Raw genomic sequence first — 15520 nt, forward strand, 5'->3', positions numbered from 1 at the left:
TGAACGACCCGCCGCCGCAGAAGGCCGGCGTGCTGCCTCGAATCCTGCCTTCCTCGACCGGGTGAAAATGCCAACGCCAAAGAACATTAGCGTCCTGTTCATCGAGGATAGTCCCCACGATGCCGAACTGGCCCAACTGTCGCTGGAGCGCAGCGGCTACGTCCTGGCGCATGCCGAGCGGGTTTACGACCAGGCGGGGGTAGTCGAGGCGCTGCAGCGGCGCGAATTCGACGTGATACTTGCCGATTTCATCCTGCCGGGCTATTCCGGCAGCCAGGCATTGCAGGACGCACGCAGACTGGCCCCTCAGATACCTTTCATATTCATTTCAGGCGTATTCGGCGAAGAGAATGCAGTCAACATGATGCGTTCCGGCGCCGTTGACTATGTGCTCAAGCAGAACCTGGGTTTTCTACCGAAAGCCGTCGAGCGGGCGCTGAGCGAGGTCAACGAGCGCCGTCGCCGCCTGCAGGCCGAGCAGGCGCTGCGGGAAGTGGAAGTGCGCGCCCGTCTGGCCATCGATGCTTCGCGCCTGGGCATGTGGGACTACGAGCCGCAAAGCGGAACCCTGATATGGGACGAGCGTTGTTGCGCGATGCACGGTTTCCCTGAAGACGTCCCGGTAGATATGGCGTTGTTCGAACAGCTCTGTCATCCAGATGATCGCGAGGCCATGCGCGTCCAAATCGAACGGGCCATTACTCAGGAAAACAATCGTGAATTCTGCGCCACGTACCGTGTGATCCTCGGCGACAGTCGTATTCGCTGGATGGAAACGCGGGGGCAGGCCTTCTTCGAAGCGGGCGTCTGCACGCGCTTCGTCGGTGTGGTGATGGATATCACCGAGCAGCAATTGGCGACCCAGACCCTCAAGCGCATGAACGAAACTCTGGGCGAGCGCGTAGAGCAGCGAACCCGGGAACGCGACCGCACCTGGGAACTGTCGCGCGATCTGCTGGCGGTCACGCAGCTGGATATGATGCCGATCGCACTGAACCCGATCTGGGAAGACACTCTTGGCTGGCCCCTCGACCAGCTGATGCAGAATTCTCTGATTGAGCTGGTTCACCCCGACGACCTTCAAGAGTCGCTGGAGGAAACCACCCGGATCGGTCTTGGCAAGGTCGCCAACCGCTTCGTCAACCGACTACGCCATCGCGACGGCAGCTATCGCTGGCTGTCATGGTCCGCGGTAGCCGAAAACGGCCGCGTCTATTCGGCCGCACGGGACATCACCAGCGAAATCGCGACCGTCGACAGACTCGCCGAAGCCAACCGCGAACTGGTTGCACAGATCCAGGAACGCGAGCGCGTCGAGGCCACGTTGCAGCAGATGCAGCGGCTCGAAGCCGTCGGCCAGCTGACCGCTGGCGTCGCCCATGATTTCAACAATTTGCTGACGGTGATCCTGACCAGCGCCAGCTTTCTAAAGAACGATCTGGAAAGTGGCGCACCGACCGAGCGCTGCCTGCGCCGCTTGGAATACATCCGCAATTCCGGCGAACGCGGTGCCACATTGACCAGCCAGCTGCTCGCCTTTGCGCGGCGTCAGCAACTGGCTCCCACGGCTGTGAACCTCAACGACACGCTTGTTAGCCTGCTGAGCCTACTCAAGAGCACCCTCGGCGGTAACGTGAGCATTGTGACCGATACGCAAGCCAACCTCTGGCATGCCTTGGTGGACCCGACACAGATCGAGATGATCATCCTCAATCTCGCGATCAACGCCCGCGATGCCATGGGCGACAGCGGCCAGCTCACCCTTGGCACCGGTAATGTGGTCATTGACCAGCCAGCCTTGCGCGCCGAAGACCCCGGCCCGGGCGAATACGTGGTGCTGTCCGTGGCCGACACGGGGGAAGGCATGAGTGAAGAGGTTTTGAGCAAAGCCTTCGAACCCTTCTTCACCACCAAGGAAGTGGGCAAGGGGTCCGGCCTCGGACTGGCACAGGTGTTCGGCTTCGCCAAGCAGTCCGGCGGCGGTGCTCGTATCCAAAGTCAACCCGGTGTCGGCACTACGGTGATGGTATTCCTGCCACGAACCGCGGCAACGCAGGAGACGCAACCGCTGATGCCCACGAACATGGCCTCGATCGAAAGCAACAGCCACCACAGCATCCTCCTGGCTGATGACGATCCCAGCGTTCGCGAAGTGACAGCCCAGATCCTGCGTAATCTGGGCTTCGCGGTAACCGAGGCCGATAGCGGCAAACATGCGTTGCAACTACTGGCCGAAGGCATCGATGTCGACCTGCTGTTGGCTGACTTCGCAATGCCGGGCATGAACGGCGGTGAACTGGCGCGGACAGTGCGTGCGCGTAATCCAGAACTGCCGGTGGTCATCGTTACGGGCTACGCGGAACTGAGCGAGCTTGGTCTGGCGGGCTTCCCAATCATCCAGAAGCCGTTTCGCGAGGAGCAGCTGGCGCACGGTATTGAGTTGGCACTGCAAAAAGGCAATCTGATCGATGTCTGAGCTGCGAGCCCTTCTCAGGAACGCAACCGCTCCTCTGCACGCACGTGTCGAGGCTGCCTATGCCGGCTTTGACATCGAACGGCAGGACGGCTACTTCCATTTTCTTCGAGCCCATAGCCGAGTCTTGGGTGCCGTGGAAGTCGCGCTGGAACAGGCTGGCATCGTTCGGCTGCTTGATGATTGGCCCGCACGGGCGCGACGTCACACGTTATTGGCGGACCTCACCGAGCTGGATACCCCGGCGCCGACTGCACTGCCACCACCGCAATTGCCGGATGAAGCCAGCTGCTGGGGCGCCGCCTATGTGCTTGAGGGTTCGCGTCTTGGCGGCACCATTCTGGCGCGGCGGCGGCGTCAGATCGATCCAGCAGCGCCGGTTAGCTACCTGGAGCATGGTGACGTCGCCAAGCTCTGGCCAACCTTCCTTGCGCGCCTTGAAACCGCCAGTTCCTGCGCATGGGTGCCGATGCTTGCCGCTGCCGAGGCAACATTCACACTTTTCATAGCCGGCGCAGCACTCGAACAGGCGGGCACCAGTGAGAACAAGAAAGGCCCCTGAGGGCCTTTCTGTGGTTCAAGCGTACAACAACTGGTTGGCAACAACATAGATTGACACAAGCACCCTTGAAAACACTGAGGAAAACCGAGGCCTTAGGTGCCAGCCTCGACAACATAGTCTGACACAAGGCCACTGCCACATCGAACGAAGCCCCAATCCTGGAACAACATAGATTGACAAAAATATTTGACCATCCGTAGTTGAGCCCCTGGCTACCCAAGAATCTGTGCCTAGGCCGGTCTCTGTGCTGGCTGAGCTTTCGCGCTAGAAGCCTCATCTCATCCTCCCAGGCTCCATCCGCCACAGTCGCCGCTCTCGATCTACCCCTTCTGCCAAGAAGCATTTCGGGCAGAAGCGATTAATCTTTAAGGGCTAACCGATTAATGCAGGAGGTCCATATGAACGTCGTGGACTTGCTCGGCCCTGTCGTTGAGAGGGTTCTTTCCGCCGGAAAACTGCTGTCTTCAGAGTGGCACCGTATCGGCGGCCCCCGAGGCCACGGGGACAAAGCAGCTATCGACTCCGAGATTGAGGCTCAGCTACGTCTAGATCTGCTCGAGCTCCTGCATTGTGATTTCTGGGGTGAGGAAACTGGGACGCACATGACAGGTCACGAGTACTGTTGGGTAGTCGATCCGAACGATGGAACAGCGGACTTCCTACAACACCGTGCAGGGTCAGCCATCTCTGTCGGCCTACTTCACAATGCAATCCCTGTTCTAGGGGTGGTCTACGCCCCCATCGCACCGGATGGTGGTGAGGATTGCATCTCCTGGGCAGAAGGACTGCCAGCAATCATTCGCAATAGGCAAACAGTACATGCTCTGCTTGATCAACTGAGGTTGACGTCCAACAGCGTGGTACTGGTAAGCACTGCCGCAACAAGCAAACCTGAGCTCAACGCAGAGCTTTGTGCCCCGGCAGAGTTCATTTCAATGCCCAGCATCGCCTATCGCCTCGCTCGTGCCGCAGCTGGTGATGCTGTCGTGGGTACGTCTCTTGTACCTGTGTCAGCTCATGATGTGGTAGGAGGTCACGCACTACTGATCGGCGCAGGCGGCGTGCTCATTGATCAAGATGGCGGGCCGATCACCTATGAATCTGAAGAGCGAATGAAGGAGGTTTCCTTGCGCTGCTTCGGCGGAGCACCTCAAGCATGTCAAGAGCTTGTCACTAGGGACTGGAAGCGCCTGTTTCGCTAATAATGAGCTGAAAACTCGCACTCAACCGGTGTTGAAAGCAGGAAATCGTTTGCCAAGCGCGACTATATTCGAGAAGGCGCCCCTTGCGAGCGCCGTCATGCGAAGAGCCGGGAACCAACAGCTCTTAGCGCCCTACGCGCCGAGAGGAGCGTACAGACCAATCAGCCGAGTTTTCTAATCTTCCGTTTCGAACTCGAGTGCTTTTAGCACGCCAATGAGAGCCTGGTCGCAGCCTTCTGCAATATGGAAAAAATGAGCTCGAAAATTACCGTGGGTAGCACGGGCCTCGCGAATTGCGACCTCTTTTTTCTCATGGGTCGCGTGCCCGCGGATCTCATTGCGAAGCTCATGGAGCTTTTTCATAGGAGCCAGAAGTTGTTTGGCAGCCTCCTCACTCAGAGTGCTTCCAAGCAGAATTTCATGAAGAAGCTTCAGCGAGCGCCACACAGACTCTACTTCTCGCCCTTTTTCTTGGGCGATCTTTCGCAGAGGTTTATCTAGAAAGCCCTCCACCAGCAATTGGTCGAGCGCCAAGATTTCATCTCCCCATTCTTTCGGGGAGTCGGTAGCCGGGGCCAGTACGCTATCCATCAGTGCATCGCCTCTCCGGTTCCACCATTCCGGGCTAGCCTTATCCAGCGCTCTCACCTTATTTCTTAAAGAAGTTAAGGGGTCGTAGGTCGTGCACCACTGCCCCTCTATATCCGTCCGATGGGCTCGTGCCGAGATGGATGACTTCGGCCATTCGTTGAATGTCTTCCAGTAGTTTTGCTCTGCAATAGGAAGCTTGGCGAGGTCGCCGATGTAAACGTGGACTTGACCTGCCTCATTTATGTCGTACGACTTGATGTGCCAAGCTCCGCGGCAGGAGATGCTTCGGTCTTCGAGCGTGTATTTTTCTGGGTCCGCCTTGAAGCGCTGGAGAACCTCGGGCCTAAAGAATGCGGGAGATATCTGCCACGGCAGGTCGCTTTGCTCGAAGTAGCTGACGATATGAAGCGGGCTAGCGGACGTCTCGACATTGCGATCATTTTTGCGGTCGTAAATTTTGAAAACTGCATATTCCCGGTCAGGGTCACCTTCAAAATCCCTGCACCACGCCTCTTCCTGTTCAGCCAGGGTTGTTTGTGAGCGCACAACCATAGCGCCGTGCATAAAGCTGGCACGAGCGGCTGAACCGCCATGGTAAAAAAGATCCTCCCCATCGCGATGGTAGCGGCTTAGGTCATTCCAGCCGCTGAAGCTACCGCGAACGGTCCGCGTGAAGTCAAACTTGATAACCAGCGCTAGATCCGCGACTGCCATGTAGATGTCCAGATCTTTGCGAAGAATCGTTACGACTTCTCTACCTTCCAACTGCTCATCAATTGGAAGCGTCATAATCCGTATCACATCCTCGATATCCCCATTGCCGTCTAGGCGACAGTAGGCATTCCGCTCGGGGATATAGTGAATGTCTAGGCAGTGGACGAGTTTCTGGCTGACTTCAATTGGAGCCGGGCCTTTGTGCACTCCCGAAAAATATCGCCTTGTGACGAGCGTCTCGCCGCCAGAGAGGGCTGATACCCGGTCATTCGGAAATGGTGGCTCTAGGTATACGCGGTAACCTTCAGCTGCGCTCCAAGACTTTTGAATCTTCCAAGCTGCATCAGTGCAAAGCGACGTATTCTGAAGCGCGTCTCCGTCAACCGGTGTGACGTTAACGGTTGGTACTAGAGCTCCGACGATCAGTACCGCGGGAGCGGATGCATAGATGACGGTCTCATCAGCATGCGCATTCGTGACCAGGTACTGCGAGGCTTGTTCAGCATCCACGTACCAATGATCATCTGGATTCATTGGCGCGGTCGCGAGCGCTATTAGATCCTTGGCTTCAAATCGGCGCATCTTCCCTCTCGCACTACCATTGGTTCGGTAGAGCCTAATCTCCGCTCCGGCGCTGTACAGGTCAATCCCATAAAGGTTCGCAAGGTACCTTGGCTAACCACGGCAACGCTCTACTCTCTGAAGCCAATAGGCCCATGCACAGTCGACAGGCCTTGTCACATGCTGCTGTGTGAGGGTGACATGAGCGACCGCTAGTACCCGTTTTCTGCGCTTCACGACCGGCTGCAATCGGCCAAAAGCAGCCGCTCGGATATCTCTGCAAAAGCTGGGCTCTTCACTCGACGAAGAAATCGAGCCGTGTTGAGATCTGTGTCTATACTTTGACTGTTCAAAAATCTGGTTTAGCTCTTGGGGTATGGTGCATTTGTCATGCAGTTCTACTGAAGCTGGAGCATCGATTTTGCCTGGCTAGCATCACACAGAAACCATATTTCTAATGGGCAAACAGTCATTTTTTGGACCGCAGCGATATCGATGGATCTCATGAAAGCCAAAAATAAGGAATAGCTATATGTCTGGGACGTTTGAAATATACAACGACAAAGCGGGTGAATTTCGTTTTCGGCTCAAAGCCAACAATGGCCAAGCAATTCTGGCCAGCGAGGGCTACAAGGATAAGTCTGGATGTCTAAATGGAGTCGAGTCAGTCAAAAAAAATGCGCCTGATGATGCACGCTACGAGCGTAAGGCCAGCGGGGCTGACAAGTTTATGTTCAACCTTAAGGCGGGTAATCACCAAGTAGTCGGGACGAGCCAGTCATATGCCTCCGAAGCCTCACGCGACAAGGGTATCGAGTCGGTGAAAAACCACGCACCCGACGCTAAGGTTGTTGAGGTGGGCAATTAATCGCTTCAGTCTGTTCAAAATCACTTGGGCATTTCGTTGAGATGGGCGGCTGAGTATTCTTAATAGCCGCTTTTCCCTGCTCGGATGTGATCGACCGCTTCTGGCCGGTTAGCGACGGTCTGACTTCGACCGTCGCAATATATGGTCAGACCTCGGTCTGCTCCGCCATTTCCAGAGCGTCATCGACCTCAATCCCAAGATATCGGACGGTGCTCTCAAGCTTCGTATGGCCGAGCAGAATTTGAATCGCCCGTAGGTTCTTCGTCCTGCGATAGATCAGCGATGCCTTCGTACGTCTCATCGTGTGTGTGCCATATATGGCAGGATCTAGGCCAATGGCTTTTACCCAGCCTTTGACGATACGAGCGTATTGACGAGTGGATAGATGGTCTGATGTATGCAGCCTGCTCGGGAAAAGGCAGTCCTGGCTCCGGAGCTGTGCTTGATGTATCCAGGCGGCGAGAGCAGACCGTGTTTCCCTAGTGTGCGCTCTCTTGCTTGGATGGCATTACGTTCTGGCCCAACGTTACTGTAGCGAATCCGCAGCAGTATCAATCAAAGCCTCCTGTATCCCGCGTGAAGAAAGACGCTACGTTGCGCCCGTTCTTCCACGGCTTCGCTTGCCGCCCCGCTACGGCAGATTCGAAGTATTCATCGAAATGTCATCCTTTAGAAGCAGTGCGGTAACAAGGAATTTCTACCCTTTGCATCGCGAACCGCAATTGTGCGGCCAGCAATATTGCGAAAGGTGATCAAATGACGCCCCATCCGATACAGGACGCCGTGCTGCGGGTCGACCGGTTGAGCGTCGTCTATCCAGGCGGCGTGACAGCCCTACGCGATACCTCGATTGCATTTCGGCGTGGTGAGTTCACCGTGCTGCTTGGTCTCTCGGGCGCAGGCAAGTCGACCTTGCTCCGTAGTCTCAATCGACTCGTCACGCCCACTGGCGGCAGTGTCACCAGCGAACTCGGTGAACTCGGCAGCGGCTCGGCCTTGCGTCAGCATCGTCGGCGTACCGCCATGATCTTTCAGCACCACCAGCTAATCGAACGTCAAAGCGCACTGGCTAATGTGCTTACCGGTCGGCTGGCCTTTCACAACACGCTCCGCTCGCTGTTTCCTCTGCCGCGTGCCGATCAGGAGATTGCGCTCAGTTGCCTCGCTCGGGTCGGTCTGGCAGACAAGGCGCTAAGCCGGGTGGACAAACTGTCCGGTGGCCAGCAGCAGCGGGTAGGCATCGCGCGTGCGCTAGCGCAACAGCCGGCGATCATTCTGGCCGATGAGCCGGTAGCCAGTCTCGACCCGGCCACTTCGGTCCGTGTTCTCGGATTGCTGCGCGACATCTGCAAGGAAGACGGCATCACCGCCATCGTTTCGCTGCATCAACTCGAATATGCCCGCCGCTTCGCCGATCGCGTCGTCGGGCTGGCCGATTCTCAGATCGTTTTCGATGCCGCGCCCTCGGAACTCACCGATGCGCAGCTTGAGCGCATCTATGCAGGCCGCTCTACGACTCAGCCAGCGAATGCTCCGGCTGAACCACCTGTCATGCTCGAACCTTCACTGGAGATGTCCCGATGAAACGCTTATCCGCGCTCTTATTGACTTGCTTGCTGTCCGCTGTTTCAAGTTTGTCCGCCCTAGCGGCCGATGCCGATCCGGATGTGCTAAAGGTTGCCCTGCTGCCGGACGAAAACGCCTCCGAGCTGATCAAGCGTAACCAGCCGCTGAAGGATTATCTGGAAGAGCATCTGGACAAGAAGGTGCAGCTGATCGTAACCACCGACTATTCCTCGATGATTGAGGCGATGCGCTTTGGCCGTATCGACCTGGCGTATTTCGGTCCGCTGTCCTACGTCATGGCCAAAAGCAAAAGCGACATCGAGCCCTTCGCTGCCATGGTCATCGACGGCAAGCCGACCTATCGCTCGGTGATTATCGCCAATGTGGCGTCAGGCGTGAATGAGTATGCCGACCTTAAGGGCAAGAGAATGGCCTATGGTGACCGGGCATCGACGTCCAGCCATTTGATTCCCAAAACCGTGCTTCTTGAGACGGCCGATTTGACGGGTGGGCAGGACTACGAACAACATTTTGTGGGCACGCATGACGCCGTTGCCGTCAACGTGGCGAACGGCAACGCCGATGCGGGTGGGCTGTCGGAGGTAATTTTCAATCACGCAGCCGAACGTGGCCTGATCGATCCGAGCAAGGTGAAAGTACTTGGTTACAGCGGCGAATACCCCCAGTACCCCTGGGCGATGCGCTCGAACCTGAGCCCCGAGCTGAAAACCAAGGTGCGGGATGTATTCGTCGGTATCGACGATCCCGAAGTGCTGCGCAACTTCAAGGCCGAGGCCTTCGCGCCAATCACCGACGCCGACTACGATGTGATCCGCAACATGGGATCGCTGCTCGGCCTCGACTTCGCCACGATGTGAGCACCGATATGTCTTCTCATTACGACGTGCAGGCGCTGCCTGCAGAGCAACGCGAGCACATCCTTCGAGGCTTCGGCCTCGGTTGGTGGCGCCAGCTGGGGCAGGTGGCGATTGTATTCGGAGTGGTGCTGTTGGCCTGCTGGTACGTGGGGCTGCTCGATGCCACCACGCTGCTGAACGGGCTGCCCTCCATCGCGACCCTGGCAGGCGAGGCCATGCCGCCAGACTTTTCGGGCTATCGAAGCTGGATTCGCCCCTTGATCGACACCTTGGCGATGAGCATCGCCGGTACGGCCATCGCAGTGGTGTTCTCGCTGGTGGTGGCCTTCGTTGCAGCGCGCAATACGGCGCCGCACCCCCTTGTGTTCGGTGTTGCCCGGGTGCTGCTCAATGCCCTGCGGTCGGTGCCGGAGCTGATCATGGGCATCATCTTCGTTGCAGCCGTAGGGTTCGGCGCCTTGCCGGGCGTGCTTGCCCTGGGTCTGCATTCGGTCGGCATGGTCGGCAAGTTCTTCGCCGAGGCCATCGAGCACGTCGACGAAGCGCCGGTGGAAGCCGCTCGGGCGGCGGGGGCTACGCCGATGCAAGTGCTGCTGCACGCGGTTTTGCCACAGGTGACGCCGCAGTTCGCCGACGTGGCGATCTACCGCTGGGAATACAACTTTCGCGCCTCCACCGTGATGGGCATGGTTGGCGCCGGCGGTATCGGCTTCGAACTCATGGGCTCGCTGCGCATCATGCAGTACCAGGAGGTTGCAGCAATCCTGCTGGTCATCCTGGCCATGGTCACGCTAGTAGACGCCTTCAGTGGCGTGCTGCGCAAACATTTCAAATAGGACAAACCATGCTGCCGAAACTCGTTATAACTCACCGAGTACACGATGAGATCCTGCAACTGCTGGCGCCACATTGCGAGCTGATGACCAACCAGACCGACAGCACGCTGACGCGCGAGGAAATTCTGCGCCGCTGTCGCGATGCTCAGGCGATGATGGCGTTCATGCCCGATCGGGTCGATGCAGACTTTCTTCAAGCCTGCCCTGAGCTGCGTGTAGTCGGCTGCGCGCTCAAGGGCTTCGACAATTTCGATGTGGACGCCTGTACTGCCCGCGGGGTCTGGCTGACCTTCGTGCCTGATCTGTTGACGGTCCCGACTGCCGAGCTGGCGATCGGACTGGCGGTGGGGCTGGGGCGGCATCTGCGGGCAGCAGATGCGTTCGTCCGCTCTGGCGAGTTCCAGGGCTGGCAACCACAGTTCTACGGCACGGGGCTGGATAACGCTACGGTCGGCATCCTTGGCATGGGCGCCATCGGACTGGCCATGGCTGATCGCTTGCAGGGATGGGGCGCGACCCTGCAGTACCACGAGGCGAAGGCTCTGGATACACAAACCGAGCAACGGCTCGGCCTGCGCCAGGTGGCGTGCAGCGAACTCTTCGCCAGCTCGGACTTCATCCTGCTGGCGCTTCCCTTGAATGCCGATACCCAGCATCTGGTCAACGCCGAGCTGCTTGCCCTCGTACGGCCGGGCGCTCTGCTTGTAAACCCCTGTCGTGGTTCGGTAGTGGATGAAGCCGCCGTGCTCGCGGCGCTTGAGCGAGGCCAGCTCGGCGGGTATGCGGCGGATGTATTCGAAATGGAAGACTGGGCTCGCGCGGACCGGCCGCGGCTGATCGATCCTGCGCTGCTCGCGCATCCGAATACGCTGTTCACTCCGCACATAGGGTCGGCAGTGCGCGCGGTGCGCCTGGAGATTGAACGTTGTGCAGCGCAGAACATCATCCAGGTATTGGCAGGTGCGCGCCCAATCAACGCTGCGAACCGTCTGCCCAAGGCCGAGCCTGCCGCATGTTGAATCCGGTCTGGCTGAAGAGCCTGGTAGCGATCGTTCAAACAGGCAGTTTTCAGAGCGCGGCGAGGGCGTTGGGGCTGGCCCAGCCGACGGTGTCGCAGCACTTGCAGAAGCTTGAAGAGCAGGTCGGCGTAACGCTGGTGCAGCGCAGTCGTAGCGGCTGCCAGCCTACCACACGGGCGCTGGCCTTCATGCCGCATGCGACCGCCTTGCTCGACATGCACGCCCGGGCGCTAGAAGCCCTGCATGGCAATCGTGAGCGCGTCGGGGCCAGCTCCAACATCGGCACCTACCTTCTCCAGCCATTCGTGCGCAACTATCTGACGACCGCAAATGAGAGGGGCGAGGTGGATCTGCGCATCGCCGCCAACCCGGATGTGGCCGACCAGCTACTGGCGGGCCAGCTCGACGCCGCGATCATGGAATGGTGGCTACCTCACCCCGACTTCGAATACCGCCTCTGGCGGGTCGAGCCGCTGGTGCTTATCGTCAGCCCCGACCATGCGCTGGCTGAAGCAGGGTGCATAGAACGTGATCGTCTGGTGGACCTGCCGATGCTGGGAGGTGAACCGGGTAGCGGTACCGGACGGCTTCTGACCGAATACTTTGGCGAACTGGGCGTGCCTCGCAGCGGTATGCAGCTAGGCAGCACCGAGGCAGTCAAACAAGCAGTGAGGGCGGGACTCGGCGTGTCGTTGGTGATGGCTTCCGCAGTACAAGACGAAGTTCGCAGTGGCGCGCTGGTAGCTCTTCCCATCCCGGGGCTTGAAAAGCGTCTCCAACTGATCTGGCGCAAACCTCCCGGAAATCTGCACCCGCCGGGATTTGTGCGGCACTTATTGGAGGAGGCGGATCTAGCTGGATAAGGTGATGGATGGTTGCGATCCAGCGCTTGGCTTGTCAGCCTAGGGAAACTCTGAAAAAGACTTTCTGATTTGGCAAAATACCGCGACCCCACCCACCGAGTTTCCCGATGAAGCAGATGACCTTCGCCGACGCCGAGTACGCTGGCAAGCGCAAGCAAACCCGCAAGGAGTTGTTCCTGATCGAGATGGATCGGGTGGTGCCGTGGAAGGGCTTGATTGCTTTGATCGAGCCACATTATCCGAAGGGTGAAGGTGGCCGTCCGGCCTACCCGTTGATGGCGATGCTGCGTGTGCATCTGCTGCAGAACTGGTTCGGCTACAGCGATCCAGCGATGGAGGAAGCGCTGTACGAAACCACGATCCTGCGCCAGTTTGCCGGGCTGAACCTGGAGCGCATCCCCGACGAAACCACGGGGTGCTGCTGGTCCGCAAGTGACCCGCTGCGATTGAACGCCGGCGGCCAACCGGCGCTCACATCCGTAACCCTCACGGATTACGGAGGCACACGCATGCTGGTATTCGAGTCGATCTACACCGAAGGTCTGGCGCAGATTTCCTATCTGGTGGGCGACAGCAAGGCCGCCGTCGCCGCGGTGATCGATCCGCGGCGCGACGTCGAGGTCTACCTCGACCTGGCGCGCGACAAGGGCCTGCGCATCGCCTATGCCATCGAGACGCACATCCACGCCGACTTCGTTTCCGGCGCCCAGGCGCTGGCCGAACGCTGCGGCGCCGAGATCATCGGCGGACTACGCCTTCGGGCTGCGTCAGGTGGACGACGGCGAGGTGCTGGAACTGGGTCAGGTCAGCCTGGAAGTGCTGCACTCGCCAGGCCACACCCCCGAGCACATCTCGCTGCTGCTACGTGACAGCCAGCAGGGCGAAGCGCCCTTCGCGCTGTTCACCGGCGATACGCTGTTCAACCTCGACGTCGGCCGCCCCGACCTGCTCGGCGAGGACAGCACCAAGCAGCTGGCAGCGCAGCTCTACGCCACGCTGTTCACCCGCTACCTGCCGCTCGGCGAACGCATCGAGATCTACCCCTGCCACGGCGCCGGCTCGGCCTGCGGCAAATCCATCGGTGACCGTCGCCACTCCACCCTCGGCAAATGGCCAATCGCTTTTTCCACCGGCCAGAGGCACAGGTACTGCCGGATAAGGCTGCGCCGTTATCCACCCTACGCCCCGTCGATCACCCGATGCGCAGGGTGGAAAACGGCCAGCGGCCTTTCCCACACGTCAGTATTCGACTTGCAGTTCGGCGCTGCGCGGTTCGGCTTGGCAGGCCAGCGCCCAGCCCTGACGCACCTCGCTTTCGCTCAGCACCTGGTTGCTGCGCATGCTCACGCTGCCCTCCACCACCCGGCACTTGCAGGCGGCGCAGACACCCGAGCGGCACGCGCTCGGCGGTTGCAGGCCAGCCTGTTCCATGGCCTCCAGCAGCACCTCGCCGCGCGGCACGTCCAGCTCGTGACGGCGACCGTCGAGCGCGACCCGCAGGCGGCTGCGGCGCCCGCCCGGTGCGGCCGTCGGCGCTGCGGCGGCAAAGCGTTCCAGATGGATACGCGCCGCATCCACACCCCGCTCGCCCAGCGCGGCACCCGCGGCATCCATGAACGGTTGCGGCCCGCAGATGAAGGCGTCGGCGGCTGACCAGTCAGCGATCTTCGTGGCAATCGCCGGGCCGCTCGGCACACCCTGCTCGGCATCGAGCCAGATGCGCAGCTGCAGGCGATCGGGGTAACGCGCAGACCACTCGGCCAGCTCCTCGGCAAAGATCAGCGAGGCGGCATCGCGGCTGGCATAGAACAGCCGTACCTGCCCGCTGCCCTCGACCAGCGCCGCCTGCAGGATCGCCATCAGCGGCGTGATACCGCTGCCGGCGCCGAGCAGCAGCAGATCGTCATCCAGGTTGCGCGGCACGAACACGCCGGCCGGCGGCAGCGCCTCGATGCAATCGCCGGCCTGCAGGTTGTCCAGCAGCCAGTTCGACGCGCGGCCGCCGGGCACCCGCTTGATGGTGATGCGCAGCGCGCCATCCGCCTGCGGTCGCTGCGACAGCGAGTAGCAGCGCAGCAGCGCCGGCTCGGCAGCGGGCACCTTCAGCGTGAGGAACTGCCCCGGCTGCGCGGCAAAGCGTGCGCGCTGGGCGGCCGGCACCTGCAGGGTGAACGAGCAGCTGTCGGCGGTTTCGGCCTGGCGTGAGACGATGCGCAGACGGGTGAACTCCCCGGCGGCAGGCGCTGGCGCCGATGCGAACGCGGTCGCGACCGACGTCGTTGCCGGTGTCGACGTCGAAGCCGAAGGTGCAGTCGAAGCCGGCCCCGCCTTGGGCACGCCGCGCAGCATCGGCCATACCGACTTGCGGCGGAACAGCAGCACATAGCCGACATGCAGGCCGATCAGCCACAGCCCCAGATTGGCGAAGAACTCGTGCACCTCCTCGGCATCGCCCATCCAGCCGATGAAATCGATGTCGCTGGCAGCGCCGAAGACATCCGGCCCCACGCCCGGCAGGGCGGCCAGCACATCGCCGTTGTCGACCATACCCAGGCCGACCACGCTGGCAATGGCGAAACTGCCCAGCGCGCCGACCGTCAGCCACTTGCCGACGCTCGACAGGCCGGGCTTGCTCCGCTGGCCCTTCGGCGGCAGCAACTGCGGGAAGCCGCGCAGGCGCAGCGGCACGATCAGCAGGCGCCACATCAACAGCGCCACCAGGCCATAGCCCAACCAGATATGCAGCGTCTCGGCGTCGTCACCGCTGAGGTAGGCGCCAAGAAAGAAACCGGCCAGCAGCCAGTGGAACAGACGGAAACGATTGAAAGCAGCCACGACGGCGATCCTCATTGAATGGATGCCGCCTTTGTATTCCTGCGAGCTGAAACGAAACTGAACGCCGCCAGCCGCTGCGGTTCAGCTTGGCGTAAGGCGGCGCGCCTAGGCTGCACTCATTCCCAACCGGAGAGCGCACCATGAAAGCCCGCTGGATCATCCTCCTGTCCTGCTGCCTGAGCCTGCCCGCCCTGGCCGAAACCGAACACCCACTGCTGCCCGGCTACGCCGCCCAGGCGCGCCAGGAGAATCCGAACTTCGCCGGTTTCTCCGCCGAGCGCGGCAAGGCGCTGTACTTCGCCGAGGAGCAGCGCAACGGCAAGACCATGAGCTGCACCACCTGCCACACCGCCGACCCGCGTCAGCCCGGCAAGACGCCGGCGCACCGCAAAGTCGATCCGCTCGCCCCGGCAGCCAACCCCGAGCGCTTCACGGACCTGAAGAAGGTCGAGAAATGGTTCCGCCGCAACTGCGACGACGTCTACGCCCGTGAATGCACCGCGCAGGAAAAGGGTGACTTCATCAGCTGGATCGACAGCATCAAGTAAGGAG

Annotated in this window: 14 protein-coding genes and 2 pseudogenes; 12 read left to right on the top strand and 4 right to left on the bottom strand. The window is 60.1% G+C overall.

Going from position 1 to position 15520, the window contains the following annotated elements; genetic code table 11:
- The first annotated feature begins 67 nt into the window (after nucleotides 1-67).
- The 3 genes from GYM54_RS13735 (at nucleotide 68) to GYM54_RS13745 (ending at nucleotide 4237) form a co-directional block, all read left to right on the top strand.
- On the top strand, nucleotides 68-2476 hold the full coding sequence (locus tag GYM54_RS13735; protein ID WP_197446123.1) for a response regulator: 2409 nt from the start codon (nucleotides 68-70) through the stop codon (nucleotides 2474-2476).
- Nucleotides 2469-3035 carry a biliverdin-producing heme oxygenase gene (locus GYM54_RS13740; protein WP_197446124.1) on the top strand — a complete coding sequence of 189 codons (567 nt, stop codon included), beginning with the start codon at nucleotides 2469-2471 and terminating at the stop codon, nucleotides 3033-3035. Before GYM54_RS13735 ends, GYM54_RS13740 begins: the two co-directional genes overlap by 8 nt.
- Nucleotides 3036-3433: 398 nt before the next feature.
- Nucleotides 3434-4237 carry an inositol monophosphatase family protein gene (locus tag GYM54_RS13745; protein WP_003118436.1) on the top strand — a complete coding sequence of 268 codons (804 nt, stop codon included), beginning with the start codon at nucleotides 3434-3436 and terminating at the stop codon, nucleotides 4235-4237.
- A gap of 174 nt (nucleotides 4238-4411) precedes the next feature.
- On the opposite strand, the gene GYM54_RS13750 is transcribed toward GYM54_RS13745, so the two are convergent.
- A complete protein-coding gene (locus GYM54_RS13750; RefSeq protein WP_023121725.1) occupies nucleotides 4412-6124 on the bottom strand; it encodes a hypothetical protein in 1713 nt (570 codons plus the stop codon).
- Nucleotides 6125-6635: 511 nt separating this feature from the next.
- On the opposite strand from GYM54_RS13750, the gene GYM54_RS13755 reads away from it, so the two are divergent.
- Nucleotides 6636-6971, top strand: coding sequence for a YegP family protein (locus GYM54_RS13755; protein ID WP_003118434.1), 336 nt, complete (start codon nucleotides 6636-6638; stop codon nucleotides 6969-6971).
- Between the two features lie 145 nt (nucleotides 6972-7116).
- Here GYM54_RS13755 and GYM54_RS13760 read toward each other — a convergent pair.
- A pseudogene (locus GYM54_RS13760) lies at nucleotides 7117-7455 on the bottom strand (tyrosine-type recombinase/integrase); the annotation flags it as partial.
- A 272-nt stretch (nucleotides 7456-7727) separates the two neighbouring features.
- On the opposite strand from GYM54_RS13760, the gene phnC reads away from it, so the two are divergent.
- From phnC to GYM54_RS22095, 7 genes and pseudogenes are all read left to right on the top strand, one after another.
- A complete protein-coding gene (phnC, locus tag GYM54_RS13765) occupies nucleotides 7728-8555 on the top strand; it encodes a phosphonate ABC transporter ATP-binding protein (RefSeq protein WP_003118432.1) in 828 nt (275 codons plus the stop codon).
- A complete protein-coding gene (gene phnD / locus GYM54_RS13770; RefSeq protein WP_003118431.1) occupies nucleotides 8552-9415 on the top strand; it encodes a phosphate/phosphite/phosphonate ABC transporter substrate-binding protein in 864 nt (287 codons plus the stop codon). Before phnC ends, phnD begins: the two co-directional genes overlap by 4 nt.
- Before the next feature lie 8 nt (nucleotides 9416-9423).
- Nucleotides 9424-10251 carry a phosphonate ABC transporter, permease protein PhnE gene (phnE, locus tag GYM54_RS13775; RefSeq protein WP_003118430.1) on the top strand — a complete coding sequence of 276 codons (828 nt, stop codon included), beginning with the start codon at nucleotides 9424-9426 and terminating at the stop codon, nucleotides 10249-10251.
- A gap of 8 nt (nucleotides 10252-10259) precedes the next feature.
- Nucleotides 10260-11270, top strand: a complete 1011-nt coding sequence (ptxD, locus tag GYM54_RS13780) for a phosphonate dehydrogenase PtxD (RefSeq protein ID WP_003118429.1) — start codon at nucleotides 10260-10262, stop codon at nucleotides 11268-11270.
- Nucleotides 11264-12133, top strand: a complete 870-nt coding sequence (locus GYM54_RS13785) for a LysR family transcriptional regulator (RefSeq protein ID WP_003118428.1) — start codon at nucleotides 11264-11266, stop codon at nucleotides 12131-12133. Before ptxD ends, GYM54_RS13785 begins: the two co-directional genes overlap by 7 nt.
- A 107-nt stretch (nucleotides 12134-12240) precedes the next feature.
- Nucleotides 12241-12546: pseudogene (locus GYM54_RS13790) on the top strand (IS5/IS1182 family transposase); the annotation flags it as partial.
- Between the two features lie 33 nt (nucleotides 12547-12579).
- Nucleotides 12580-13002, top strand: a complete 423-nt coding sequence (locus GYM54_RS22095; RefSeq protein WP_336512536.1) for an MBL fold metallo-hydrolase — start codon at nucleotides 12580-12582, stop codon at nucleotides 13000-13002.
- Here the strand turns inward: GYM54_RS22095 and GYM54_RS21745 are convergent.
- Nucleotides 12995-13183: a hypothetical protein gene (locus GYM54_RS21745; RefSeq protein WP_225030852.1), complete on the bottom strand. Its 189-nt coding sequence runs from the start codon at nucleotides 13181-13183 to the stop codon at nucleotides 12995-12997. The genes GYM54_RS22095 and GYM54_RS21745 overlap by 8 nt on opposite strands.
- A gap of 189 nt (nucleotides 13184-13372) precedes the next feature.
- Complete coding sequence (locus GYM54_RS13800; protein WP_003118424.1) at nucleotides 13373-14968, bottom strand: 2Fe-2S iron-sulfur cluster-binding protein; 1596 nt, start codon at nucleotides 14966-14968, stop codon at nucleotides 13373-13375.
- A 140-nt stretch (nucleotides 14969-15108) separates the two neighbouring features.
- On the opposite strand from GYM54_RS13800, the gene GYM54_RS13805 reads away from it, so the two are divergent.
- Nucleotides 15109-15516 carry a DUF1924 domain-containing protein gene (locus GYM54_RS13805; protein ID WP_003302072.1) on the top strand — a complete coding sequence of 136 codons (408 nt, stop codon included), beginning with the start codon at nucleotides 15109-15111 and terminating at the stop codon, nucleotides 15514-15516.
- The last annotated feature ends 4 nt before the right edge of the window (nucleotides 15517-15520 follow it).

Source organism: Pseudomonas sp. MTM4 (assembly GCF_019355055.1).
Lineage (GTDB): Bacteria > Pseudomonadota > Gammaproteobacteria > Pseudomonadales > Pseudomonadaceae > Stutzerimonas.